The 25487-nt window shown below is 39.9% G+C and carries 26 protein-coding genes, 1 pseudogene and 1 riboswitch; of the genes and pseudogenes, 7 read left to right on the forward strand and 20 right to left on the reverse strand.

Annotated features, from left to right (window positions below; genetic code table 11):
• Nucleotides 1-86: 86 nt before the first annotated feature.
• The 4 genes from MHH31_RS09985 to MHH31_RS10000 all read right to left on the reverse strand — a co-directional run bounded on the left by MHH31_RS09985 (nt 87) and on the right by MHH31_RS10000 (nt 4122).
• Nucleotides 87-1226, reverse strand: coding sequence for a conserved virulence factor C family protein (locus MHH31_RS09985; protein ID WP_342494783.1), 1140 nt, complete (start codon nt 1224-1226; stop codon nt 87-89).
• A gap of 30 nt (nt 1227-1256) precedes the next feature.
• Nucleotides 1257-1880, reverse strand: a complete 624-nt coding sequence (locus MHH31_RS09990; RefSeq protein WP_039165605.1) for an HD domain-containing protein — start codon at nt 1878-1880, stop codon at nt 1257-1259.
• A gap of 2 nt (nt 1881-1882) precedes the next feature.
• Nucleotides 1883-2365, reverse strand: coding sequence for a glutathione peroxidase (locus MHH31_RS09995; protein WP_007500827.1), 483 nt, complete (start codon nt 2363-2365; stop codon nt 1883-1885).
• 74 nt (nt 2366-2439) lie between these two features.
• A complete protein-coding gene (locus MHH31_RS10000; RefSeq protein ID WP_017359707.1) occupies nt 2440-4122 on the reverse strand; it encodes a formate--tetrahydrofolate ligase in 1683 nt (560 codons plus the stop codon).
• A 138-nt stretch (nt 4123-4260) separates the two neighbouring features.
• Here MHH31_RS10000 and metA point away from each other — a divergent pair, with 138 nt between their 5' ends.
• Together metA and MHH31_RS10010 are read left to right on the forward strand one after the other, a co-directional pair.
• Nucleotides 4261-5169, forward strand: a complete 909-nt coding sequence (gene metA, locus MHH31_RS10005; protein ID WP_008346374.1) for a homoserine O-succinyltransferase — start codon at nt 4261-4263, stop codon at nt 5167-5169.
• 227 nt (nt 5170-5396) lie between these two features.
• A complete protein-coding gene (locus MHH31_RS10010; protein ID WP_007500831.1) occupies nt 5397-6548 on the forward strand; it encodes a diglucosyl diacylglycerol synthase in 1152 nt (383 codons plus the stop codon).
• Nucleotides 6549-6583: 35 nt separating this feature from the next.
• Here the strand turns inward: MHH31_RS10010 and MHH31_RS10015 are convergent, their stop codons facing one another.
• Nucleotides 6584-7285, reverse strand: a complete 702-nt coding sequence (locus tag MHH31_RS10015) for an AIM24 family protein (RefSeq protein WP_007500832.1) — start codon at nt 7283-7285, stop codon at nt 6584-6586.
• Nucleotides 7286-7552: 267 nt separating this feature from the next.
• Between MHH31_RS10015 and cspD the strand changes: the two genes are divergently transcribed.
• Nucleotides 7553-7753, forward strand: coding sequence for a cold-shock protein CspD (gene cspD, locus MHH31_RS10020; protein WP_003215784.1), 201 nt, complete (start codon nt 7553-7555; stop codon nt 7751-7753).
• A 51-nt stretch (nt 7754-7804) separates the two neighbouring features.
• Here cspD and MHH31_RS10025 read toward each other — a convergent pair whose 3' ends face one another.
• The 3 genes from MHH31_RS10025 to MHH31_RS10035 all read right to left on the reverse strand — a co-directional run bounded on the left by MHH31_RS10025 (nt 7805) and on the right by MHH31_RS10035 (nt 9015).
• Nucleotides 7805-7987 (reverse strand): hypothetical protein, encoded by a 183-nt coding sequence (locus MHH31_RS10025; protein WP_008346368.1) that lies wholly within the window; start codon nt 7985-7987, stop codon nt 7805-7807.
• Between the two features lie 172 nt (nt 7988-8159).
• A complete protein-coding gene (locus MHH31_RS10030; protein ID WP_008346366.1) occupies nt 8160-8342 on the reverse strand; it encodes a zinc-finger domain-containing protein in 183 nt (60 codons plus the stop codon).
• A 1-nt stretch (nt 8343) separates the two neighbouring features.
• Nucleotides 8344-9015 carry a ribonuclease H family protein gene (locus MHH31_RS10035; RefSeq protein ID WP_007500833.1) on the reverse strand — a complete coding sequence of 224 codons (672 nt, stop codon included), beginning with the start codon at nt 9013-9015 and terminating at the stop codon, nt 8344-8346.
• A 94-nt stretch (nt 9016-9109) separates the two neighbouring features.
• On the opposite strand from MHH31_RS10035, the gene MHH31_RS10040 reads away from it, so the two are divergent.
• Genes MHH31_RS10040 through MHH31_RS10050 form a run of 3 tightly spaced genes read left to right on the forward strand, consistent with a single transcriptional unit; the run spans nt 9110 to nt 10365 of the window.
• Nucleotides 9110-9799: a queuosine precursor transporter gene (locus MHH31_RS10040; protein WP_007500834.1), complete on the forward strand. Its 690-nt coding sequence runs from the start codon at nt 9110-9112 to the stop codon at nt 9797-9799.
• Nucleotide 9800: 1 nt separating this feature from the next.
• Nucleotides 9801-10196 (forward strand): reverse transcriptase-like protein, encoded by a 396-nt coding sequence (locus MHH31_RS10045; protein ID WP_017359712.1) that lies wholly within the window; start codon nt 9801-9803, stop codon nt 10194-10196.
• Nucleotides 10197-10239: 43 nt separating this feature from the next.
• Nucleotides 10240-10365, forward strand: a complete 126-nt coding sequence (locus tag MHH31_RS10050) for a hypothetical protein (RefSeq protein ID WP_008346357.1) — start codon at nt 10240-10242, stop codon at nt 10363-10365.
• 40 nt (nt 10366-10405) lie between these two features.
• Here MHH31_RS10050 and MHH31_RS10055 read toward each other — a convergent pair whose 3' ends face one another.
• From MHH31_RS10055 to MHH31_RS10085, 7 genes and pseudogenes are all read right to left on the reverse strand, one after another.
• Entirely contained in the window at nt 10406-11293 is an 888-nt protein-coding gene (locus MHH31_RS10055; RefSeq protein WP_045035052.1) for a 5'-3' exonuclease, read from the reverse strand.
• 274 nt (nt 11294-11567) lie between these two features.
• A complete protein-coding gene (locus tag MHH31_RS10060) occupies nt 11568-11831 on the reverse strand; it encodes a YpbS family protein (protein ID WP_045035051.1) in 264 nt (87 codons plus the stop codon).
• A 41-nt stretch (nt 11832-11872) separates the two neighbouring features.
• Nucleotides 11873-15466 carry a dynamin family protein gene (locus tag MHH31_RS10065; RefSeq protein WP_342494784.1) on the reverse strand — a complete coding sequence of 1198 codons (3594 nt, stop codon included), beginning with the start codon at nt 15464-15466 and terminating at the stop codon, nt 11873-11875.
• Between the two features lie 131 nt (nt 15467-15597).
• Nucleotides 15598-15705, reverse strand: coding sequence for a Fur-regulated basic protein FbpC (gene fbpC / locus MHH31_RS10070; RefSeq protein ID WP_306172627.1), 108 nt, complete (start codon nt 15703-15705; stop codon nt 15598-15600).
• Between the two features lie 64 nt (nt 15706-15769).
• Nucleotides 15770-16279 (reverse strand): isoprenylcysteine carboxylmethyltransferase family protein, encoded by a 510-nt coding sequence (locus MHH31_RS10075; RefSeq protein ID WP_045035049.1) that lies wholly within the window; start codon nt 16277-16279, stop codon nt 15770-15772.
• Entirely contained in the window at nt 16279-17376 is a 1098-nt protein-coding gene (locus MHH31_RS10080; protein WP_326242633.1) for a 3-oxoacyl-[acyl-carrier-protein] synthase III C-terminal domain-containing protein, read from the reverse strand. The genes MHH31_RS10075 and MHH31_RS10080 overlap by 1 nt, the downstream gene beginning before the upstream one ends.
• 309 nt (nt 17377-17685) lie before the next feature.
• Nucleotides 17686-17818 (reverse strand): annotated as a pseudogene (locus tag MHH31_RS10085) (IS5/IS1182 family transposase); the annotation flags it as partial.
• A 362-nt stretch (nt 17819-18180) separates the two neighbouring features.
• Here MHH31_RS10085 and MHH31_RS10090 point away from each other — a divergent pair.
• Complete coding sequence (locus MHH31_RS10090; RefSeq protein WP_073414659.1) at nt 18181-19035, forward strand: polysaccharide deacetylase family protein; 855 nt, start codon at nt 18181-18183, stop codon at nt 19033-19035.
• Nucleotides 19036-19099: 64 nt separating this feature from the next.
• On the opposite strand, the gene pbuX is transcribed toward MHH31_RS10090, so the two are convergent.
• The 5 genes from pbuX to MHH31_RS10115 all read right to left on the reverse strand — a co-directional run bounded on the left by pbuX (nt 19100) and on the right by MHH31_RS10115 (nt 25403).
• Nucleotides 19100-20419 (reverse strand): xanthine permease PbuX, encoded by a 1320-nt coding sequence (gene pbuX, locus MHH31_RS10095; protein WP_073414661.1) that lies wholly within the window; start codon nt 20417-20419, stop codon nt 19100-19102.
• On the reverse strand, nt 20416-21000 hold the full coding sequence (xpt, locus tag MHH31_RS10100) for a xanthine phosphoribosyltransferase (protein ID WP_342494785.1): 585 nt from the start codon (nt 20998-21000) through the stop codon (nt 20416-20418). The genes pbuX and xpt overlap by 4 nt, the downstream gene beginning before the upstream one ends.
• Before the next feature lie 118 nt (nt 21001-21118).
• Nucleotides 21119-21218, reverse strand: a riboswitch (purine riboswitch).
• A gap of 341 nt (nt 21219-21559) precedes the next feature.
• Nucleotides 21560-23065 (reverse strand): carboxypeptidase M32, encoded by a 1506-nt coding sequence (locus MHH31_RS10105; RefSeq protein ID WP_160757571.1) that lies wholly within the window; start codon nt 23063-23065, stop codon nt 21560-21562.
• Between the two features lie 127 nt (nt 23066-23192).
• Nucleotides 23193-25130, reverse strand: coding sequence for an ATP-dependent DNA helicase (locus MHH31_RS10110; RefSeq protein WP_342494786.1), 1938 nt, complete (start codon nt 25128-25130; stop codon nt 23193-23195).
• A 75-nt stretch (nt 25131-25205) separates the two neighbouring features.
• Nucleotides 25206-25403 (reverse strand): hypothetical protein, encoded by a 198-nt coding sequence (locus tag MHH31_RS10115; protein WP_017359721.1) that lies wholly within the window; start codon nt 25401-25403, stop codon nt 25206-25208.
• Nucleotides 25404-25487 lie beyond the last annotated feature (84 nt).

Consider the following 25487-nt stretch of genomic DNA (forward strand, 5'->3'; position numbering starts at 1 on the left):
TAATTTTTCTAAAAAAATTTTTCTGCCAATAAAAAAGCCATTTTCAGAAAACAAGCTGCCTTTTATTGGCAGCCCGCTCGTCTTTCTTATGATTCTGATGCATTTTTTCTACTTTCTGTCATTTGCTTCCACACAGAGCCTTTTGCTTCTTCTCCGTGCTCAATTCGTTCGATGGCCATTTTCACTTGAAGACTCACTTCAAATTCAGGGTCCTGCTCCGCTTCTTTTAAAGCTTCTAGTGCTGTTTCGTCACCTTCTTCATAAAGGAACATGGCCGCACGCCAGCGGACAAGCTTACTTGGGTCCTTTAAGGCTTGGATCATCGCTTCAATCGCACTAGGATCACCAAAATCCGAAATACAATCTCCAGCAGTTCTTCTAACCGTCACTGTTTTATCTTCAAGCCCTTTATACAAAATAGGCAAAATGGCTGGATCTTCAATCATGCCAGCATTCACAACAGCTTGTCTGCGAATCGATGTTTTTGGATCCTCCATCGCTTTCATTAAAACAGGTATATCTTTTTTCTCTGGCTGCATTTGCTCTAAATGAGCAAAACGTTTCTTCCAATCTTCATCGCGCAGCATCTCTTCTGTCACATCATATGCTTTTCGGTTCACTTGTTTATCTACAGCCTCTTGACCTTCCTTCACTGCCTCTGTTAAACGGGATAAACGCTCGTCGTCATATGCAGCTTGCAGCTCTTCTGTGACTTCTTGACCGATATCAGCGAATTCTCCAAAACGTACGCCATGTTCTTTCCACACACGTTCAAATACAACATTATCTGAACTGCTTCTTAGCTTTAAAATCGCTGCCTGGAAACGTTCAGGCATTCCAAATCGTTCTTCTCTTTCACCGTCTGTCAGCTTCACCTGCATCGGAATCCCATTAAACATTTGAACAAACACTTTGACTTCTCCAAATGTGTCATCACCTGACTGCGATTCTCCCTGAAGCCCTTCTGTTTCTTGTCCAAAGGCTTCTCTGACTTGCTGTAAAATACCTTGCCAGTCAAATTTCGCATTGCGCTCAACCGCTAAGAAATCGGCTACATGGTAAACACCTTTTACACCTTCAATGGTTAAAATGCGCTTGATCATCTCTGGCGCTTCATCTTTTTGATCTTTTTTGTAGTTATTGCTTTTACCGCCTGCAAGCGCTTCTGTCAAAATGACTTTCATTGTATTCGGGCTTGGCGTTGGTTCTATGGCAGTTATTTTCATCTATACATCCTCCTTACACACATAAAGACCCTACTCATCTGTAAGGCCGCATTCTTCTTTCCATGTCTTAATAAATAGACACATAAACTCATGTCGCTCATGAGCCAGCTGCTTTCCAGCACGTGTGTTCATCAAGTCTTTTAATTGAAGCAGCTTTTCTTGCATATGCAAAAGTACTGTGCCTTGGTGAGCACCCTCTGTATAGTGAGGCTCCCCTTTTGCACCTGCATATGTAAACACCCTTGCAATTCCGGTTGCACCTATTGCATCCAGTCGATCTGCATCTTGAACAATGGCCCCTTCTAATGTCACTGGCTTATGTTGCATATGCCGGTGACGAAAAGACATCGTTGTAATGATATCCATGATATAGCGAATATCTCGCGTGTCCACTTCCCACAAAAGGAGCTGCTGCTTGAGATCATGCGGTGAAAGCTTCCATTCACTAGACAGCTTGTCATCAATTACATCATGGACAATCGCTGCCATTTCAATGACAAAAAGCGACCCGCCCTCCTGTTGTGCAATATGGACGGCAAGCTGGCGAACACGATTGATATGAGCTTCATCGTGTCCAGTCGGTTCATTCTTTAGCTGTTTTGAAACAAAGGAGGCAGCTGCCTCCAATTGTTCTTGCTGCTTACTCGAATACATGCTTATTTCTCCAAAAGAGCGATAATGGAGCTTTCTAATTCTTTTGGTGGTGTTTTAGGAGAGAATCGTTCAGTCACTTCTCCGTTTTGGTCAACGATAAATTTTGTGAAATTCCATTTCACCGTTTTTGTACCAAGCACACCTTTCGCATGACTCGTTAAGTATTTGAAAAGCGGATGCGCATTGTCACCATTGACATCTACTTTTGCAAACATCGGGAAGGTCACACCATAGTTTAACGAACAGAATTCTTGAATTGCTTCTTCCCCTTCTGGCTCTTGATTCATAAATTGATTGCACGGAAATCCTAAAATTTCAAGGCCCTTTTCATGATATTGATCGTATAACTCTTGTAATTGTTTAAATTGAGGGGTCAGTCCACATTTGCTCGCTGTGTTCACGATGATCAGTACTTTCCCTTTGTAATCTGCCATTGATTTTTCCTGACCGTTAATGGTCTTGACCTGAATATCATAAATTGACATCTCATAGCCTCCTAGGATTCACTTTTTCCTATCGTAACATGCTTCTTTTAGAAAATCGCTTTTTATGCTTCCTGCTAAAAGAGTCCAGTCACACTGCCGTCTTCTAATAAATCCATCTCAAGTGCCGCAGGTTTTTTAGGGAGACCTGGCATGGTCAGAATGCTTCCCGTTAGTGCAACGATAAAACCTGCTCCTACAGATGGTTTTAACTCCCGAATCGTAACGGTGAAGCCTTTTGGTCTGCCGATTAAAGCCGGATCATCCGATAGTGAATATTGCGTTTTTGCCATACAAACCGGCAAATGGGCCCAGCCATTTTTCTCAATTGCAGCTAGCTGCTTTCTTGCTTTTGATGTAAGGTTGACGCCGTCTGCACCATAAACCACTTTGGCGACTTTTGACAACTTTTCTTCAATGGAATCTTGCTCCTCATATAAATAAGAAAAGCTGTTTTCATTCTTTTCAATGAGTGTCGTGAGCTCTTCGGCAAGTGCTACGCCGCCAGCTCCTCCTTCTTCCCATACATTGACGGCTTTGACTGGATGTCCATTCGTTTCGCACCAGTTTTCTATTGCTTGAATTTCTTCTTTTGTATCGGTAATAAAACGGTTCACTGCAACGATGTATGGTAGACCGAAGGCTTGCACTGTTTCAATATGTTTCTCTAAATTATGTATACCTTCTAATACAGCCTGTGCATTTGCTTCCTTGAGCTCTGTTTTCTGCATTCCGCCATGCATTTTAAGCGCCCTGACAGTTGCTACAATGACAACAGCGCCTGGTTTAAAATCACCGGCTCTTGTTTTAATGTGAAGAAATTTTTCCGCGCCGAGGTCTGCACCAAATCCCGCTTCTGTTACGACGTAATCTGCTAGTTTTGCCGCCATTTTTGTGGCAATTAAACTATTGCATCCATGTGCAATATTGGCAAAAGGACCACCATGAACAAGGGCTGGAGTTCCTTCAATCGTTTGAACAAGGTTTGGTTTCAGCGCATCTTTTAAAAGCAAGGTTAATACGCCTTCATATCCTAGATTTCCAACTGTGACCGGTTCACCTTCTTGATTGTAGGCAACAACAATAGAAGAAAGACGTTTTTTTAGATCGTTTAAGTCGTCTGCTAAACAGAGGATGGCCATCATTTCGGATGCAACCGTAATATCAAATCCATCTTCTCTAGGGTACCCATTTAATTGACCGCCAAGTCCTACGACCACTTGTCTTAGAGCACGATCGTTTAAATCTAACACTCGTTTCCATACAATTCGGCGTGCATCGATCCCAAGCTCATTTCCGTGATGGATATGATTATCAATAAAAGCAGATAAAGCGTTATGTGCAGATGTAATCGCATGAAAATCCCCTGTGAAATGAAGATTGATTTCTTCCATAGGTAACACCTGTGAATATCCGCCGCCAGCTGCACCACCTTTAATACCCATTGTGGGACCTAGTGAAGGTTCACGCATGGCAATGATCGCTTTTTTCCCAATTTTCTCGAAGGCTTGACCGAGGCCAACTGTTACGGTGGACTTCCCCTCACCTGCTGGCGTTGGGTTGATCGAAGTCACAAGAATCACATTTCCTTCTTTTTGTTCCTTCAAACGGTCAAAAATAGTCAAAGATATTTTCGCTTTTGTGAAACCATAGCATTCTAATTCTTCGTCATGTATTTGTAATTTTGCTGCGATGTCTTGAATCGGTCTCAGCTTTGCCTTTTGGGCAATGTCAATATCTGATAAATGCTTTGTGATCATGATTAATGGCCTCCTTTTTTGACAGAAACAGCTTTCTTTTTTGCTCTATTTTTCATTGTAACATAATTGAAACATTGAAATATCGCCAGAAAGTTCCTATAATGAAGTGAAATTAGCTTTGGTTCAGGGGGTGGCGAGTTGCCTATTAACATACCAGTTCATCTGCCGGCAAAACAAATACTAGAGAGCGAAAACATTTTCGTCATGGATGAGACAAGGGCATTCAAACAAGATATCCGTCCTTTGAATATCGTGATCTTAAATTTAATGCCAAAAAAAATACAAACTGAAACGCAGCTGCTGAGAATGCTCGGAAATTCTCCTTTGCAAGTGTATTTTACATTTTTGATTCCAAGTACACATACACCGAAGAATACATCGAGAGAGCATCTAGATGAATTTTATACGACCTTTGACTCGATTCGCCATAAAAAATTTGATGGCATGATCATTACAGGTGCACCAATTGAGCATTTAGCTTTCGAAGAAGTTTCCTATTGGAAAGAACTGCAGGACATTTTGGACTGGAGTAAAACGAATGTGACGTCTACTCTCCATATATGCTGGGGGGCACAGGCTGGTCTTTATCATCATTATGGCATTGAAAAAATCAAGCTTCCAGAGAAAAAATTCGGTGTTTTTGAGCATCTTGTCAAAGAGAAAAAAGAAAGATTAGTAAGAGGTTTCGATGAAGTATACTATGTCCCACATTCTAGGCATACAGATATTAATACAGAACAATTAAAAAACACGCCGAATCTAAAAGTATTGAGCACGTCTGAGGAAGCTGGTGTTTGTTTAATTGTTTCAGATGATGATAAACAAGTATTTTTAACTGGACATCCTGAATACGATACAGATACATTGAAGCAGGAATATGAAAGAGATTTGTTGAAACATGATACAGTCAAAAAACCCGTCCACTATTTCATCGAAGATGGAGACACATTAGTTCCAGTGAACCGCTGGAAAGCCCATGCTACTTTGCTGTTTATGAATTGGCTTAATTACTATGTTTATCAAGAAACACCATATGTGTGGGAATAAAATAGACTGTAGTCTGATGATAAATGCTTAAAATGTGTTAAAATACAAATGGCTCTGTCTTCCATTATCAATTTAGTCTGTTTGTTTTTTAAAATTAGTTTAATTCTTTCGTAACGAATGATATGCTCTCGCTGTTTATATGTTATCTTTATGTATATGTAGACCTATGAGATTTATAGTTTCGTACGAAGTTTTGTTGTTGTTGATTACATTTGAGGTGAATATTCTTGAATACCAATAAAAAAATATTAATCTTGACCGCAAATTATGGAAATGGACATATGCAGGTTGCAAAAACACTGTATGATGAATGCAAATCCCAAGGGTTTGAACATGTGATAGTTTCTAATTTGTATCAAGAATCAAATCCCATTGTGTCCGAAGTGACTCAATATTTATATTTAAAGAGCTTCTCCATTGGGAAACAATTTTATCGCTTGTTTTATTACGGTGTAGATAAAATTTACAATAAACGCAAATTTAACATTTATTTAAAGATGGGAAATAAGCGTCTAGATGAATTAATTCAATTACACAATCCGGATATCATCATCATTACATTCCCGATGATTGTTGTACCTGAATACCGAAACAAAACAGGTAAAGTCATTCCAACATTTAATGTGATGACAGACTTTTGTCTTCATAAAATTTGGGTACATGAAAACATTGACCGATACTATGTTGCAACCGATTATGTGAAACAAAAGCTAGTAGAAATCGGCACACATCCAAGCGATGTCAAGGTAACAGGCATTCCGATTAGACCACAATTTGAAGTAGACGTGCCTAAATCGATCATCTATAAAAAATATGGATTATCATCAGACAAAAAAGTCCTTCTCATTATGGCGGGTGCCCATGGTGTACTAAAAAATGTGAAGGAACTGTGTGAAGCACTACTTCTTGACAGTGAAGTACAAATTGTTGTTGTGTGCGGTAAGAATGCAGCGCTGAAGCAATCGCTTAGCGAACTTGAACAAGCACACCCAAATCAATTGAAGGCGCTTGGATATGTGGAACAAATTGATGAATTGTTCAGAGTAACGGACTGTATGATTACAAAACCGGGCGGAATTACATTAACAGAAGCAACAGCAATTGGTGTCCCAGTTATTCTTTACAAACCTGTTCCAGGACAAGAAAAAGAAAATGCTCTTTTCTTTGAAGATTACGGTGCTGCCATTGTCATCAACAGACACGAAGACATTTTAGAATCTGTCACCAACTTGTTGCAAGACGAAGAAAAATTAGAATCCATGAAACAAAACATCAAAAAATTACACTTAAAACAGTCTTCTCAAACCATTTTAGAAGATATCGTCGAACAATCAGATCTGATCATGAGCAACAAATCGTATGCTCAAGCATTATCATAAAAAGGTGTCCGTCATTGACGGACACCTTTCTTCTTTTAACCTTGATTCCCATTCGTTGTATACACTTCTTCAAACGGCTGCACGACAACAAAGCCGCTTCCGCTAAACTTCATTTGAATAGACTCTCCGCTTCCCCTGCCAATAAACGTTTTGAACGATACATCTGTCACAAATTCAGTCTGCAAATCTCCTGACCATGCGACCGTCGCATTCGGATCTGTATAAACAGAATCACCTGGCTGAACAATCAGCGTCAGCGGTTCGTAATGACTTGTGATTGCCACAAGACCTGGTCCTTCAAGTTTGACATTAAATAATCCGCCTGCAAGCATGCCAGACACCTTTTTCATTAATTTAATATCCCACCGAACAGACGGTTCAAATGCGAGCAAGTCGTTTCCATTAACGAAAATAGACTCCCCTTGAGCCAATCGAAGAATCGAGATTTTTTTCCCTTGGTCTGCTACATATAATTTCCCATCACCTGTGGCCTTCATCAAAGAAGTTCCTTCTCCTGATAACATTTTTTTGAACATCTTTGACACACCGTGTTCAAACACACCTTCACGTTCAAACTTTATTTTCCCGCGATATGAAACCATGGAGCCTGTTTTTGCCCAAATGGTATCCGTTAAATTAATTTCTAACAATCTTGGTGTTTCAAGTTCAAAAACCCCTTCCCCTTTGTCTTCTTGCTGCGTATTCTGAACAAACTCCTCAATTGTGTAACGATTCATGACGCACCTCTTTCTGTATTTTTACTATATACGGACAAGTTATACGTTAGGTTTCATGAGATTAGGACGTTTTATAGATAAATGTCATTCACTAAAAAAACAAAAAAATCAAACATTCTGCTCAAAATTTGGCTTGCCTGCTTGACGCTTTACTTTTGATGGTGTATAGTGGAACCATCATTTAACAACTTCTTAAATCGTTAGGTGATGAAAAATTTTTTTTAGTATGCCGAAAGGTGTGCTACAGTACTAGGAGGAAAAAGCAATATGCAAAACGGTAAAGTAAAATGGTTCAATAATGAAAAAGGTTTCGGCTTCATTGAAGTTGAAGGCGGAGACGACGTATTCGTTCACTTCACAGCTATCGAAGGTGACGGTTACAAATCTCTAGAAGAAGGACAAGAAGTTTCTTTTGAAATCGTTGAAGGTAATCGTGGACCTCAAGCTGCAAACGTAACAAAAATCTAATCAACTCAATCAATGATGAAACGACAAAATAAAGAGAGGCATATGCCTCTCTTATTTGATTTTCAGCTGAATTTCAATCGCTAAAATATTTTGCTTTAATCTTTGTTCGATTTCAGAGATATCTTTTTCGAGAAAAGGTCTTCCCTTCTTTGCTACATCTACCAGTTGCTCTAGATCACTGTACACCTCTTGAAATGTCCGATGTAATACCGTTTCAAAATCCTTATTATCCATGCCGGCCTTCCCCTTTTCCTCTATTATCCGTCACTTAGTCAAAAAGTAACTCAACCAAAACTTTCTATAGTTATATCGGCTCATTTTTCAGAATATGTTCTTTTTTTACACATTCTATTCGTTTTTTTTCGTGAACGTATGATACATCTAGGGGAAAAACCGGAGTGTACGCTTATTTTTTGAGTAATTCATTCCCGTATTGTTTGATCTTCTCTCCTACCGTGCATTGCTGTATACAAAAGGAGTGCGCGTATTTTTTGCCAAATTCTTTACGAAAGTGCTTCTTAATCAAGCAATCTGAACAATACGTGTCTTGAAGATCTGTTAATTCTTTTACTGCTGTTTTTTTATCCACTTTATTCAGCTCCGTCTGCTTCTAATTTCAACTTACTTTCGATAGGGACGTCTGCAAGTATCTGTCTGGCAAGCTGATCTGCTTCTGCATTTTGTTTACGATCGATGACTTCATATGTTGGCGTGAGCTTCAGCTCTTTGATCGCAGCCTCAATTCGGTCGAGCCATTTGTTATGTATATCATCATAACAAGGCCATTCTCCTTTGAGCTGATTCATCACCACAAGAGAATCTCCTCTAATCGTAACAGAGTTTCTGCTGGCTCCCAGTTCTTTTAAAGCTTTTACCGCTTCAAATAAAGCCGCATACTCTGCCTCATTGTTCGTGGTGCTCTGAAAAGGCTGATTCTTCCTTAATCGGTATGCATCCTGTCCGAGCTGATAATACACGACAATTCCAAGCCCAGCATCACCTGTTTCTTTGCGAAAACTCGCATCAAAATAGACCTGAAGCTGATCGGGTTCAAGCCTAAGTTCTTCGTTTAGCTTTTCAAGTTCTTTCGTCGACCACATCGCACCCTTTTCATCTTCAAATGATAGAAGTGACTGCGGTTCTTTTTTGTCTATATGTTTTGCTAAAAGCAAGGCCTCTTTGAGCTCCATCCAATCTTCTTGGAAAAAAGCAATGGACCCAATCGATTTCACTTTCATTGTATAGTGCGCTCTTAGTTTCATTGATCACATCGCCTTCCCATACTTTTAAGGTAAACGTTCGTTATGCTATAATCAAAAAGTTACATTTTACATTTAGAAAGGAAGTTCATGTCACTTGTTTAATGAAGGTATTTGGATCTTATTTGCGATCATTAATTTTATCATTGTTCTTCTATTTTATAAAGGATTTGGCAAGATGGGGCTTTTCGTCTGGATTGGTTTTGCAACAGTTGCTGCCAATTTACAAGTGGTCAAAACCGTTGAATTATTTGGCTTAACGGCAACACTTGGCAACATTTTATACGGCAGTGTGTTCTTTGCAACGGACGTCCTAAATGAAAAATATGGACAAACCGAAGCGAAAAAAGCTGTCTGGATTGGCTTTGCCACCCTTTTAACATTAACTGTTGTCATGCAGGAGGCTTTGCTTTTCCATCCCGCTCCATCTGACATTTCCCAATCATCATTAGAAACGATATTTGGCTTTATGCCAAGGGTCGCTCTTGGTAGTCTTGCTGCTTATATCATCAGTCAAATGTTAGATGTTTATGTATATTCGTTTATTCGCCGGATATTTCCTTCAGATGGTGCGCTCTGGCTGCGAAATGCGGGGAGTACAATGATTAGCCAGCTGCTTGATACACTCGTTTTCACAACCATTGCCTTTCTTGGGACCTACCCATTCCATATATGGATCGAAATTTTCATCACGACTTATGTGATTAAATTTATCGTCGCTGCCATTGGCACACCTTATGCCTATGCGGCGAAAAAAATGGTTCCGATTGATGAAAGGGGGAAATAAATTGCCAGCTGAAATATATATTGACGGTGCTAGTGCCGGAAACCCAGGTCCATCTGGCATCGGCATTTTCTTGAAATATGACGGAAAAGCTGAGTCTTTCTCCATTCCTCTTGGCATCATGAGCAATCATGAAGCAGAGTTTTCCGCGCTCATTGAAGGCATGAAAATTTGCGTAGAAAAAGGATTACGGACCGTTTCATTCCGCACTGATTCACAAGTAGTGGATCGTGCAGCCAATGCAGGATTTGCTAAAAATCCATCTTTTCGTCATTTTATCGAAGAAATGCTGCAGCTTCAAAGCGAATTTGATTTATTTTTCATTAAGTGGATTCCGAGCAAGGAAAATCAAGTGGCTGATCAGCTCGCTAGAAAAGCGATTCACCTTTCAAAAGGATGAATCGCTTTTCTTTTGGTTATGCTAATGTGTGAGGTGATACGAATTGGATAAAGAGAACAGAGGCCGTGTCACAAACGGAACGACTCCTCAAGGTGATGCGCAGACAAAAGATAAACAGCCAATATCGCAATTAGAAAATAAGGCGAAAAAAAGCAACACAAAGGGCTAATACATGTAGCCCTTTGTTTCTTTTCTGCATAAGAACAACCTTAACTGATTCCTAATTGACTTAAGCGGTTAACCATTGGTTCGATCCCTTTGATTTGATGCAAGCGAAGCATTGTCGCTGCCCGCTCTGGGTCCATTTTTATTTTTGTTTCGTCAATCGGACAGCTGAGTGGTACATCACATTTAATTTCTGCCAGTATACGAGAAAGCTTCAGATCTTCTAATCCTGCTTGCATTTTCTTTTGCTGAGCTGCCGTTAATGCATGAACATTTTCTAACAGTCGATCAATCGTTTCATACGTTTGAATAAATTTCAATGCTGTTTTTTCGCCGATTCCTTTTACACCAGGGTAATTATCGCTAGCATCACCCATCAGCGCTTTCATATCAATCAGCGCCTTTGGAGATATGCCCATTTCCTCTTCAAAAAGGGCTTTTGTATAATGCTTATAATTCCCGATGCCTTTTTGCATTAAAGCCACGGTCACTTGTTCATTCAAGATCTGCAGCAAATCTTTATCTCCTGTTAAGACGGTCACATGTGCTTCGTTTTGATAGATTGATGCAAGCGTTCCAATACAATCATCTGCTTCAAAACCTTTCACACCAATGTTCATGATCCCCAGTTCTTCTGTCGCCTCTTTTGCTAAATCAAACTGTGGGATAAGCTCAACAGGCGCCTCGCCTCGATTGGCTTTATAATCTTGAAACAATTCGTTCCGGTATGTCTGGCTCCCCATATCCCAGCAGCATACGATATGAGTCGGTTCAAATGTTTGGACAGCTGTTAACAAATGCTTCAAATAACCATTCACTCCATTTGTCGGCACACCACGATCATTTATCATAAAATTACGATGGACAGCTGTCGCATAAAACGACCTAAAAAGAAGTGCCATTCCATCTACAAGTAAGACGTGTTTATTCATTCATCTAAACTCCCTTTTTATAAACAATACTCCTATTCTATCATAGAACATCGAAACGAACATAAAAAAGGCGCCTTCTTCTTTTGATAAAGAAGAGGCAGCCCGATTACTTTTTACCATATTGCATTTTTTTCGTTTCCGCTTCTGCGTAGGATGGCATGCCTTTTTCCTTCGGCATGCGCTCCTTCTGCTGCTTTACGTTTTGCTTTTTTGCCATGATCATTCCCCTTTCTGGTTCATTTGTTAAGATGACCAAAAATGAGAAAGTTACTCTTTAATTCTGTTTACGCTGGGTGTATTCCTCCACCATCTCAATCGTGACATGTTTACGAAGCGGAACAATTCCGCCTCGGGCAAGCTCATTCATTTTAGACGTAATGGCGTTGATCTCATCTGTTGAAAATGGTTCATTGTGTTCACATTTTTTCACAGCCGATTCAATCGCCTGCTCTCTTTTTTGTTCAAGTGCAAGAAAAGATTGGATGTGGGCATGTTGTTTCTGTGAATGTGCAGAAATTTCTTCGTGTACGCTCGTCATCGTCTATCAACTGCTTTCTTTTTTATATAGTCTACCATGAATCATATCGTTTTCAACTGGTTCTTCCATTCATTTGTTTGTTCATAAACTTGTTCAATGACCGCCTGTTTTTCAGCATCTGTTGTAAGGCTCGTCATAAATGTCTGTTTTTGCTCATTGAGCTGTTGGAGAGCATCTTGTTCGTACCTTTCCGTATAGGTCTTCACTAGCTTTTCATATCTGCTCAGCAACTCTTCTTTTTCGTTATCTGCCCAACGTGTTGTCATTTGATATAGAACATCTCGAATGGCTTCAATAAACGTAGCCTTTTCATTTTGTTCAAAGAAGGCTTTCGCTGATTTTTGTTTCTTTAAAAGCGGCTCAAATGGTGTAATCTCTGCTTCGACTTCAATTTGTTTTAGCTCAGCATTTTTCTCCTCAGGGGCTGACAGGCTGAGAGAAAAGTAAGGATCTTCCGCACATGCAGCCTGCATCCCTTTTTCCCACTCCTCCTGGAAATAATGGTGGATAAACGATTCCATTCGGATATCAAGTGCCTTGAGCTCCTGCACAAATTCAAATTCATACTCCTTTAACGCTTTCTCAAGTGCCATTTTTAACTGCTGACCAAAATTCCCTTGAGATATGCCAGGATAAAAAGCCGACTTTAATAGATCATTCGCAAATAATGAAAGCCGCTGTACAATATGATAGAGCTGTTCATGCACGTCTTTTTTTACGCTTTCGGTCACAAGTTTAGACCGTTTCACATCTTGCATTTTTTCGAGAATGGCTTCATAGGATGTCTTGATGTTTTTCTTTTCAGCTTCTTTCTCATCTTCTGATTGATGCAAGGTCGCACGTAGTCTATCGACCGTTGTACATAATGTATTAGCTTCAAAATGCAAAAGTTCAATGGCATCTTTCGTTAATTCTTCCTCAATAAAATAGTCGAGCTGTTTTCTCAGTGTTGCATATTGATTATAAGATGTCGGCTCTTTCCCTTCGATCTCTTCCTTACTAGACACATGATGCAGGTTTGGATTGCGGATGCCTTCTTTTGTGAGCTCGCTTCGTACATAGTCAAATACGGTTTCAAGCTCTGCTTGATCCTTAGCCAAATCAGCCGCATTGATGATAAAGAACATTTTATCCATGCTAAAGGAATCTTTTACGAGTCCAAGCTTCCGTAAAAATGAGCGATCAGCTTTTGAGAAAGAATGCTGATAATACGTTAAATAAAGAAGGGCGTCTGCATCCTTCATATACTGGAAGGCGATTTCTGTATGACGCTTATTCATACTGCTAGCACCTGGTGTATCGACAATCGTCAGCCCTTTATCTGTCAGAGGTGTACTTAAATACACCGTCACTTCCTTCACCACACAAGAAACAGATTCTTCCGCTACATAAGGCTTTAATTCTTGAAGTGTGACATGTAAATTGGTTTGGTTGTCAATGTCATCATGAAACTTGGCATAGGCTTGTAGAAAATGTTCTACAATGATTCGGTGATCCTGTTCGAGCTGCCGTTTTTTCAGCACTCTTTCCAGCTTTGCCTTAAATGAATCTCCTTTTTCTGTTGTGATCGAAAATCCAAGAATCTGATCGAGTTCCTCTAGAATGTCCTGCTTGGTTTTAAACACCACTTTGACACTTTCATGAGGATGATCTTCCGTAGGTCGTGTCAGTTTGTTAATTGTTGCAGTTGTTGGCGTAGGAGATGATGGTAACACCTTCCGTCCAACAAGCGCATTGGCAAAAGAAGATTTTCCAGAACTAAAAGCGCCAAATAAAGCGAGTGTAAATTCTTTTGCCTGTAGCCGTTCTGTTCGTTTTTCAAAGGAATCTCTTTGAGACTTTAGAATATCTAAAGGCGATAAAATGCGGGAAAGCTCTTTAAATTGTGCAATCGATTGTGCTGTTGTTAAATGCTGCGATTGACGGTATTGATCGCGCTTTGTCCGTTCAGCAGCTTGATCGCTCTCTTCAACATGAATTGATGCGCGATTCTTCTCCAGTTGGTCGTGCTGCATCCATTGCTTTTTCGCATAAAACCAGTCACCTGGGATAGGCTCATCCGTTCCGTTTTGCCAAATATCCCATAAATGCTGAATATCCTGTCTTATTTGTTCATTTTTTTCGTTATACCCCTCAAGGCTCTGAAGCTCTTGTTTCGCTTGCTCCCATTTTTTCTCTTGCTTCTCCTGTTCATTTTTGAGCTGGTCTTTCAAGGTTTCAATCATCTGTTCAATCAATTGAAGCGCTTGCTGTTTCGCCTGTCTTTTCAATGCTTCACCAGCATCTTTCGCATATTGAAGAACATATTCGTTAGAAAAAGTTGCCCCTTGGTGAATGACCTTTTCAAGCAGGGATTCTTCAATAGGTGTCTCAAATGCCATGGCTTTGTCTAATAACGCTTCCCCAAGCTGATGCTGTTTTATTTCTTTTTTGAGGAGCTCGGCAATGTGCCAGTCAACTTCCGCTTTCATTCTCTTTTTTACATCTGCTAAGAAATCATTTGCCCGCTTTTCCTTTTCCTGCTCGGTTTTATTTTTGGCAAAAAGTAAACCTACTTTAAAGCCAGGTGCTTTTGATTCGATATAGTCACTTGCAAGCTCTCGCATCTTAAATGGCGTGAGGTTTGCATTTTTTAAGATGTTCTCTACTTCAGAAGACACTTCATCTTCTACCTGCTTTGCACCATTTTCAATAAATCGGCGTTTCTCTTCTAGTTCTTTCACTTCATTCCTTTTTTCTTGAAGCTGCGCGTCAAGGTCCTCTTCATGCAGTTCTTCTTTTAACGAGTCTATATGTTCTTTTAAAACATGTTCGATTTTCTGCTCTGTATAGGCTCGAAGTGATGCTTTAGGCATGGTTTGTAATTCTTGTAGTTTCTTCACTAAACGGATCATTTCGTTTTTTGGGTGTGCCTCATCCGTCACGGAAGTAAAATATAGATGTTCTTCTTCAATGCCTTCTTTTAAAAGCATCTCAACGACTTGTTTTTTGTAGTTTTCAAAAGTTGTCTCTTGTTCATCATGCCGATCCACTTGATTGACGATGAAATAAAGATTGGGCACTTTCTCTTTAATCGAGCGAATGAAGCGAATGTTTTCTTCAGAATGGACATGGTTATAATGAACGACATAAAAAAGAGCATCCGCTTGATGAAGAATAGAAGCAGCGGATAAAAAGTGCGCATGATCCGTTGAATCAATTCCCGGCGTATCAATGAGTGCCACTTTTTCTTCAAGTCCACTATAATCACCGCTAATTTCCACCATCTCAATTTGTTCCCCATCTTTACAAAAACGCTGCACCGCTTCTTTATCATAAGAACCGCTCATTTTTGCAAAACGTCCATCAGACGTATGGAGCTGAACTTCACTGACCCCTTTCCTGACAACAACCAAGTTTGCACTCGTTGGAATTGGGCTTGTGGGCAGGATGTGTTCATGAAGAAGATGATTCACTAGTGATGACTTACCAGCAGAATAGTGGCCGGTAAATGCGATATATACTTCTTCTTCAGCTTCCTTTTTCATAATAGATGCAAGTTTGGCTGCGCGCTCGTGATCATCCCTTTTCAGAAGGCTTTGATATAAAGCACCTGTAGTTTGAACGAGCGAATCTCGAATAGACAAGTCTTTCATGACGATAAACCCCTTTGTTTTTAGAAAAGTCAGTTATGTATGTGTACCATTTTACACAAAATAAAGAGATTTTTCTTCTGATCTGAGGAAATAAAAAAATCTGCTGCCCGATCAGTCGCAATGGACTGCAATCAGGAAGCAGATTTTTTTGAAACACCTTTTAATACGAAGCCAATCAATAAGCTGTATACACAGACCGTACCGAGTAAGAAAATCATTGTCATGTGATCACCGTCCATCCTTCATGATTGAGAATGTTTATCATTAATGAAAGTGTAGCACAATTGATAATGATTTTCAATATTAATTTAGTAAATACTGATTCAGTGCTTTTTCTTCTGTTTGAATTCTGACCATCATCATCCATCCATTTAAACACGTAAACAAAATGGCAGTAATAAATGCGTTAAATAGCAGCGGAATGAACATCAGTTCAATCGCCACCACCACATAGTTAGGATGCTTTAACCAGCGATACGGCCCCTTTTTCACAATCATCGCATTTGGAACGACTAAGATTTTTGTATTCCAAAACGTTCCAAGTGAACATAGTGCCCAGTACCGAATCACCTGGGTAGCAAACAGAAACACAAGCAGCAATAGGAAAAAACGAGACGGTTGACGATGCAGCAGCCATGTCTCTCCAATAAGCGAGAGGAAAAAAGCTGCATGCATAGCGACCATATAAGGATAATGGCTTGCACCAAATTCAATCGCTCCGAGCGCCTTCACTTTCTTTTCATTTCTTTTCGCCACAAGCATTTCAATGAGACGCTGACAAATGAAAATGCCAATCACTATCCAGAAAATCATCACGAGAGCCCCTCCCATTTCATGAGCAATAATTCTGACGAAAAGCCTGGACCAAGTGCTCCGCAAAGCCCCACCTGTCCTGCATCTAGTGACTGATGTTCAAGAAAATGCTTCATGACATATAAAACGGTGGCAGAGGACATGTTTCCATGCTGTTTCAGAACCTCTTTTGAAGAAAATAGCTGATGCTCTTGTAAAGATAGGCTTTCAAGATAGGCATCAATCACTTTTTTTCCTCCAGGGTGAGCAAGAAATACAGATACATCCTCTGTTGAAAACCCTAGCTGATGTAAAAATTGATCCACTTGCTCTTTTAACCACCCAGAAATGATGGATGGAATGTCACGTGAGAAGATGACCCGAAATCCGTCGGCGGTAAAATCCCATCCCATCACATCCTCAGAATCTTTCATGGTCACTGACTGCGTGCCAAGCACTTTAGGTACTGTTTTTAACCGCGTATACTTAGAGGCAGCCTTTTCTCCAGTTAAAAGAACGGCCGCAGTCCCGTCACCGAACAGCGAGGTTCCAATTAAATTGCTTTTTGATTGATCTTGCGGCTGAAAAGTGAGGCTGCAAAGCTCGCAGGCAACAACGAGCACTTTTGCTTCTGGATACGCCCTGATGTATTCATAAGCTCGGGATAAGCCTGCCGCCCCGCCCCCGCATCCTAACCCCCAAATTGGCACTCGTTTCGTATAAGGAGAAAATGGAAGAACATTCATCAGCTTTACATCAAGACTTGGCGTTGATAACCCTGTACTGGAGATGAAAAACAAAGCATCAATCTCATCAAAAGGAATTGGCATTGTAAGGAACGCTGTTTCATGCAGACAGTGAAAAACGGCTTCTTTCGCATGAGCCAATGCTTTTTCGACATAGAGATTATTTTTCTCTTCAAAAGAGTGATGTTCTTGATACCAATCAATAGGCTGTACAAACTGCCTGCTCTCTATTTCGCCATTATTAAAAGCTTTTAATAGCCGATCAATATCTTTAAACGATCGTTTAAATTGAGACCTTGCAAATTGAGCAGCTGCTTGCTGATCCACATGATGTTTTGGCAGACTTGTTCCAACTGAAAGAATGTATGCCATCGGCTTCACCTCTTTTTTCGGTTAATATCCCCAATCAAAAAAAGGATATACATGCCAAAATGACACAATTCAGTCAAAATATTTTCCTCCGTCTAACTTTTTGTCTTGACGACAATTGATAAATATTGGATAATATAGGTGAAAACATGATGTAGTTTTCCTCCTTCACAGGTTCGTTCCAAGCCAAGCGAACCTGCTTTTTTTTATGCAATTTTAATAGAATTAGTTAACATAGCTTTATGCAAAAAAACACCTCTCAAATGAGAAGTGCAGACCGTAGACAAACCCCACCTTTACTTCAAGTAAAAGTGCTGTATGAAAGGAATAAGCAAATGACTTTTCACGTACACCTTTTACATAGTAGCCAATCTCTGATTCAGTTGTACTGACTTTGCTTTATTTTGTACGGTAAGAGCTTTTCTCTATGTATTTCGCGATTGATAGCCTCTATCTCCAATATCCACATGAGCATCCTTTTTTCAATGAAATCGTCATTTTACAACACTTTCATACGGAATCTCCTTTCACTTCGCATTAATGGTCAAATCTGTTGCTATCTTAGCGTATAAATACCAACGTTTCGATCATTATTCAGAATTATTTCATTTAAACATGAATGGATCACCTTTTTTTCTGATCAACACAAACAAATAACCATAAAATGCTAATTTATTTGATGATTATATATAAAAAGGTGTTTTTTTCCTGTATACTTAATCAATATGAACACCATGAAAAACAGTGAAAAAAGACAGAATCTACTACATGATTCGGCACAAAATTTAATTGACTGGAGTGATTGTCATGAAAAAGGTGTCCAAAAAACAAACACCCTACAACACGATATTTCTCTCAAAGATAATTGGTTTAGTGCTTCTTACACTGTTTCTCGTTTTTATCTGGGATATGTCTAAACCCCATTTGCAGGCGACAAATGGGCAAGCAACAATTGTTACTAGCAGTGACTTCCGAGACACAAGTATCAGTCTGAAAGCAAAAGATCATTCTACAAGAACATTGGATCAACAATTTAAGACCAATCCAAACCAACAGGCAACGAATAAAACGGTCTTTTTAACATTTGATGATGGCCCTTCTGCTACATCAAATCAGCTGTTAAATGTCTTAAAAGCACATCAAGTGAAGGCGACATTCTTCATGCTTGGACCGCAAATCCAAGCTCACCAAGCAGCTGTGAAAAGACTTTATCAAGAAGGACATCAATTAGGGCTTCATGGCATGACGCATGATATAAACCGCTTTTATCAAAACAGTGAGTCTCCCGTAAATGAAATGAGAGAAGCTCAGCTCATTCTTGCTTCTGTTACAGGCGTTTACACCCGTCTTGTGAGAACACCTTATGGCAGTGTTCCAAATTTAACATATGATCAAAAAGTACGTTTAAACCAAAATGGCTTTATTTACTGGGATTGGACGATTGATAGCCTTGACTGGAGATATAAAAACTCACAATATGTTCAAGAGGTATTGAATCAACTGCAAATGTTTGAGAAAAATAAACCATGGGAACCAAAAGTTATTTTAATGCATGATCAACCCTCTACCACGAACTATTTAGATAGCCTGATTACACAACTAAAAGCAAGGGGCTATACATTTGCAGTCATTAACGAAACAATGCCGCCGGTACAACATTAATAGCACTAATCACAACAAGCCCGTATCCAAAGGATGCGGGCTTTCACCTCTCCAAGAGAAGTGTTTACATAACAGATTGCTTAGGTTCTTCCATTAGCTCCTGCTCTGTTTCTTTTTTAAAAGGAATCATGTGATAAATAATATGAAGCAAAATAGCGGTAAAGCTTCCGGCGACAATTCCGTTACTTGTTAACAATTTAATCGATTCTGGCAAATGATCAAACATTTGCGGTACCACCGTTACTCCGAGCCCGATGCCAACTGAGCATGCGACAATGAGTAAGTTTTCCTGTTTTGCAAAATCGACGCGTGAGAGCATTTTAATCCCGTACGCAATGACCATGCCAAACATGGCGACCATTGCACCGCCTAGAACGGATTTTGGAATAATCGTTGTAAATGCCGCGATTTTAGGAAAAAGGCCAAATACCATTAATAATACACCTGTCACCACAATGACCTGATTTTTCTTCACACCTGTTAATTGGATCAATCCAACGTTTTGGGAGTAGGCTGTGTATGGAAAAGCGTTGAAGATACCGCCTAATAAGACGGCAATTCCCTCTGCACGATATCCCTTTGCTAAATCCTTCTCTTTTAATGAACGATTCGTTAAATCTCCGAGCGCAAAGTATACACCCGTTGATTCGACTAATGACACAATGGCAACTAATGTCATTGTCATGATTGGTGCAAATTCAAAAGTAGGCAACCCAAAGTAAAAAGGCTCAATGATGCGGAAAACTTGTGCATTCGCCACTTCTGCCGTCTCCACCTTCCCTAAGAAAGCAGCAACTGCTGTCCCAAGTAGAATGCCGATTAAGATGGCAATGGCTTTCATGAATCCCTTTGTAAATCGATAGAGAAGGACAATAATAAACAACACTAGAAAAGCAAGTCCAAGATTCTCAAAAGAACCATAGTCTGCACTTCCTTCACCACCTGCCATATTGTTCATGGCTACCGGAATTAAGGTAATTCCAATGATCGTGACGACGGAACCTGTGACAACGGGCGGGAAGAATTTCACAAGCTTCCCAAAGAAAAATGAAAGAGCAATGACAATACACCCTGCGGCGATAATACTTCCATATATAGATGAAATTCCATATTTAGAGCCAATCGCAATCATAGGAGATACCGCAGTAAATGTACAGCCTAGTACAACAGGCAAACCGATGCCAAAAAAGCGGTTTTTCCATACTTGAAGCAGTGTGGCGGCACCGCACATGAAAATATCTGCCGAAATTAAGTACGTCAGCTGGGCTGGCGTGAGCCCAAGCGCATCTCCAACAATGAGCGGGACAAGAACCGCACCTGCATACATCGCCAGTACATGCTGTATCCCTAGCGAAAGGGTTTTGGCTTTTTTAGTGGCACTCATGATTGTACCTCGCGTACAAACGTGACTTTTCCTTCCTCAAGCGATTCGATACGTGCGAGTGACTCGACTCTATAGCCCATTTGCACAAGCTCTTTTCTTCCAGGCTGGAATGATTTCTCGATAACAATTCCAAAACCAGCTACTTTTGCTTTCGCTTGCTTTGCGATTGCAGCTAGTCCCTTAGCGGCTTCTCCATTTGCTAAAAAGTCGTCGATGATTAACACACAATCATCCTCACTAAGGTGCGTGTTAGAGACAGCGATCGTACTTTCTACTTTTTTGGTAAAAGAATACACACTTGCTGTTAAAAGGTTATCCGTTAAAGTCAGTGATTGCCGCTTTCGGGCAAAAATAACTGGCACATGAAGGGCAAGTCCAGCCATGACAGCAGGTGCAATACCAGAAGATTCGATTGTGATAATTTTAGTAATTCCATCATGCTTAAATAATCTAGCAAACTCTTGACCGATCTCATGCATTAACACAGGATCAATTTGATGATTTAAAAAAGCATCTACCTTTAGCACTTGATTTGACAGAACGATTCCTTCGTTCTCGATCTTTTGACGTAACAATTCCATCATTCTTCCTCCCAGCATATTAGCAACTTTCATTTTTTTGCATAAAAAAAGCATTGCTGTCCATTAAGGAGCAAGCAATGCGAAAACGATCCACGGGATCTTCAGCTCATACAAAAGCTGTTTCATTTTGCTCACTCATAGTCGGACGGTATCGGTGTCCGGTAGAAACTTGCGTGCCTTCATCACGCGATTATATGAGTGTTTCATAGTGTTCAAATTATAACAAGATTTCAGACGCTTGGAAAGCACTTTTCTAGAAAAATACCGAACTTAAATAATCATTAAGCTTTAAACGTTCGTTTTTAGAATATTCAAGCAGCAAAAAAGCACCCTTCTGATTAAAGGGTGCCTCAGATTGTTGACAAAGGGCTAAAATGAACTTTATTTTAGCCCTTTGTCTTCTTTTCAGCGTGATAGAAAACCTTTGCAGTCTAGGAAGGGCGAGCACCGGAGCAGAGCGAATTTAACATTCGTGAGCACCGGCGCGCAGACCCTGACAACGAATGCGAGGGTTTGTCTACACGCTGAAGCACCCTTCTGATCAAAGGGTGCCTTTCATTTATGATAAATATAGTTTCGTGTACTTATCTGTTAAATAATCAATTAAGTATTGAACATTTAATTCTTCACCAGTTGCGTCTTGAATGATCTCAGATGGCTTTTTCCGTTTTCCATGCTTGTGGACATGTTCAGTTAGCCATTCTTTTATCGGTGCAAAAGACCCATTTTGAATCAGTTCATCAAAATTCGGTAAATCTTTGATCATTTGCTGCTTTAATTGCGCCGCATACATATAACCAAGTGCATATGAAGGGAAATAACCAAAACTACCATCTGACCAGTGAACATCCTGCAAAATACCAAGCGCATCGTTAGGCGGCGTAATGCCAAGATATGCTTTATATTTTTCATTCCATAACGCTGGCAAGTCTTCAACGGCTACTTCTTCATTGAAAATGGCTTTTTCAATTTCATAGCGAATAATAATATGAAGCGGATACGTGAGTTCATCTGCTTCAATTCGAATGTAAGTCGGCTTCGATTCATTCACCGCATGCACAAATTCTTCTAAAGTGACATCTTTAAATTGTTCAGGAGATGCCTCTTGCAGCTTTTGATAATACGTTTTCCAGAAATCTTCATGTCTGCCGATAAAATTCTCAAAGAAAAGAGACTGTGATTCATGAATACCCATTGATGTGCCGTCACATAAGAGCGTTCCGCTCAGTGCCTCATCAATATTTTGTTCATAAATGGCGTGGCCGCATTCGTGAATGGTGCCAAAGATCGCCATTCGAAAATCGTGCTCATCATAACGCGTCGTCACACGTACATCCCCTCTGCTTAATGTCACAGCAAATGGATGAACCGTTGTATCAAGTCGTCCTGCGTCAAAGTCATACCCTAACTCTTTTAAGAAAAAGAGACTCAGCTCTTTTTGTTTGTCGATCGGGAAGCTTTTCGATAAAAACGAAGTATCTGGTTTATTTGGCGAAGCTTCAATTTTTTTCACGAGAGGAACGATGGCGTCTCGAAGTGCACCGAATTTTTGATCGAGTTGTTCAACCGTCATATCCGGCTCATAATTATTGAGCAGCACATCATATGGTGTTTTTTTCACGCCCCAGTACTGGATGAAACGCTTGTTAAAATCAATCAGCTGTTTTAAATAGGGTGCAAAGAGTGAAAAATCTGATTTCTCCCTTGCCTCTACCCAAACATGCTCTGCTTTTGATTGTAGAATGGAGTATTCTTTAAATTCTTCTTTTGGAATTTTGCTGTTTTCATCATATTCTTTTTGCGATAATTCGAGTGCCTTCTGCGTGTCTTTTGACAGCTTTTCTTTCTCTTTATTTAATGCTTCAAGAAGATCTCTCATTTCATCAGAAGTCTTCATATTAAAGATATCGCTGGATAATTGACCGATGGTTTCTGCTCTGAAATCAGCGCTTTTTTTAGGCGCTTGTGTTCGAGAGTCCCAATAAAGTAAATGAAGCGCCTCTGTATAATGGGCGATTTTTCCTAGTAATTGATAAAACGCTTTCTCTTTTGATTCAAGACTCATGCGTTCGTTCCCCCAATCAATAAAATATGTATGTACGTTTCAAGGCTACTTCAATAAATGTTCTTTTGTCAATGAAAAAGGAGGATACGCTGATCGTATCCTCCTCTTATTGAATGGTTTTCTATCATTAAGAGATCACTGGCTTTACTGGAAGAACGGATTCAATTTTACTTTGCAGCTCAATATCTTTCTGACTGCCAAAGTAAATATGAATGCTGCCAGCATCTTGGCTTGTCCGAATCAGTCTCCCAATGCCCTGCCTTAGACGAAGCAGCATGTACGGAAGGTCTACTTCAGTAAATGCATCTTTCGCTTCATTCCGTTTTGCTTCAAATACTGGGTCATGCGGTGGATATGGAAGTCCCCAAATGACCACATTTGTTAGAGACTGTCCTGGAATATCCAGCCCTTCCCACAAGTGAACGGAACATAACACAGATGTTTCATCCGCTTGGAACTTTTGAACAATGGTACTGATCTCCTCGTCTCCTTCAAAATACACATGGAAAGGCAGTGATTCATTTGATGCTTCGAGCTGCTTTCTAAATACATGCAGTTCATCAAATGAAGGGAATAAAATAAGAGATCGACCGCCATTTTCTTTTACCTGAGATAGCACGTGCTGACCTTTTACAGCTGACTCTGTCATTGGCTGCTGAATTCCATGGAAATACATTTGCATTTGCTCCTCATAATCATACGGCGAAGCCACACTCATGGATAAATAATCTTTGATCCCAAGGCTTTCAGCTAAATAATCAAATGATTGATTTTCAGACAACGTAGCAGATGAGAAAATATAAGGGATTTTTTGCGAAAATACCTTTTCACCGAGAACTTCTGCTACCGTTTTTGGCATGACGACAAAGGTGGTATCTAATTCCTGCTTCTCCAGCCAGCTAATGGCATTTTTCTGATAAAGCGACAAAGAATACGCCATCTGTTCAATGTACTCTTCCACAACAGACAATTCGTATTGATCAATTGTGTACATCTCTGATTCAAATACGAGCGCTTCTCCAATCTTCTCAAGCAAATCACATAATTCACTTGCTGAACGCTTTACCTCATCTACACGACCAATTTCAAGACGGTGTGATCCTTTGATTTCTTTGGCATTCGTTTTTAAGAGATAAAAGAACTGATCGTTTGTTGCAAGTGCATCTTCAACAAGCTCTGCAAACTCTTCACGAATATCATTTTGCAAAAGACGCTCCAAAAACGTCTCAAGTGTTGATTGTTTCACTCGGTATGTTAGCGCTTTTTGTGCTGCAAACTCAAGAAGATGCCCTTCATCAAATACAACAGAGCTATGCTCAGGAAGGAGCGGCAGCTGTCCTTCACGTTTACGTGACTCCTTTGTCCATACATGCTCCATGTAAAAGTCATGAGAACAAATGATGAGGTCTGTTGCTTTTCGGTAATGGTCTCTTGATAAATTCAAGCCACAGCGATGCCGCATGTCGCACGTTAAGCAGTCCTGAAAAGAGTCATAACCAATTCTTGACCACTCATCATTTGTTAATTCTGGATACTCTTTTCGATCACCATACGGATAAAATGTCTGCATCCCATGAGATTCATGAACAAATGAAGGAAGCGATTCATAAATGTCGAGCCACCTCTCATCATCTTCACGTTGCATCGTTTTCTCTAGTTTCTTTAAGCATAAATATTGATCATGCGATTTACTTAATCTCGCATCTATTTGAATATCAAGGTGATTGGCAATTTTATAGATATCACCTTCTTGTTTGACCAGCTGTTCAATTAACGTTTCGTCTGCACATGCAATGATCGCAGGTTTCCCTGTATATCTTGCATATGTGACCGCAAATAAAAGATAAACGATTGTTTTGCCTGTGCCTACCCCAGCTTCGGCAAACATCACACTTTTTTCTTTAAAGGCTCTTTCTAACTGAAAAGCCATAAATATTTGTTCATCTCGAAGATCAAAGCCCTTTTCTGGCAAAATGTCATAAAACACATCACCAATCCAGTTGCCCAGTTCTTCGTAAAAATTATGTTCTTTTGTTAATGAAAAAGGCAAACGAGATGCTGTCACCTGCTTCAACCCCCAACTTTTGAATCATTCAGACATTCAATAGTAACATTTATGCTGGGGTATGACAATCTTTTTTTAAGAGCGCAGGCGATGCTGGTAGCTTTCCTTCATTAAAAATGCGTGCTCTGAATGGTCTATGTAGTTTTGAGCCATTGCTAAGTTCTCGATGGCTGCCGTAAGTTTAGCAGATTGTCCCGTTTCAATCCCTTCTATTTCTCGGGCTGTTGAAGCGAGTGCTTTTTGAATTAACTGAAATTGATCATAATGAATCATGAAGACACCTCTTTTTTTAAAATCAAGTTCAGTTTATTCCGTCCCGTCAAGACTTATACCTTTTTAGCATAAAAAAATCCACAC

The sequence above is a fragment of the Bacillus sp. FSL K6-1033 genome, from assembly GCF_038630765.1.
GTDB classification, from domain to species: domain Bacteria; phylum Bacillota; class Bacilli; order Bacillales; family Bacillaceae; genus Bacillus; species Bacillus altitudinis.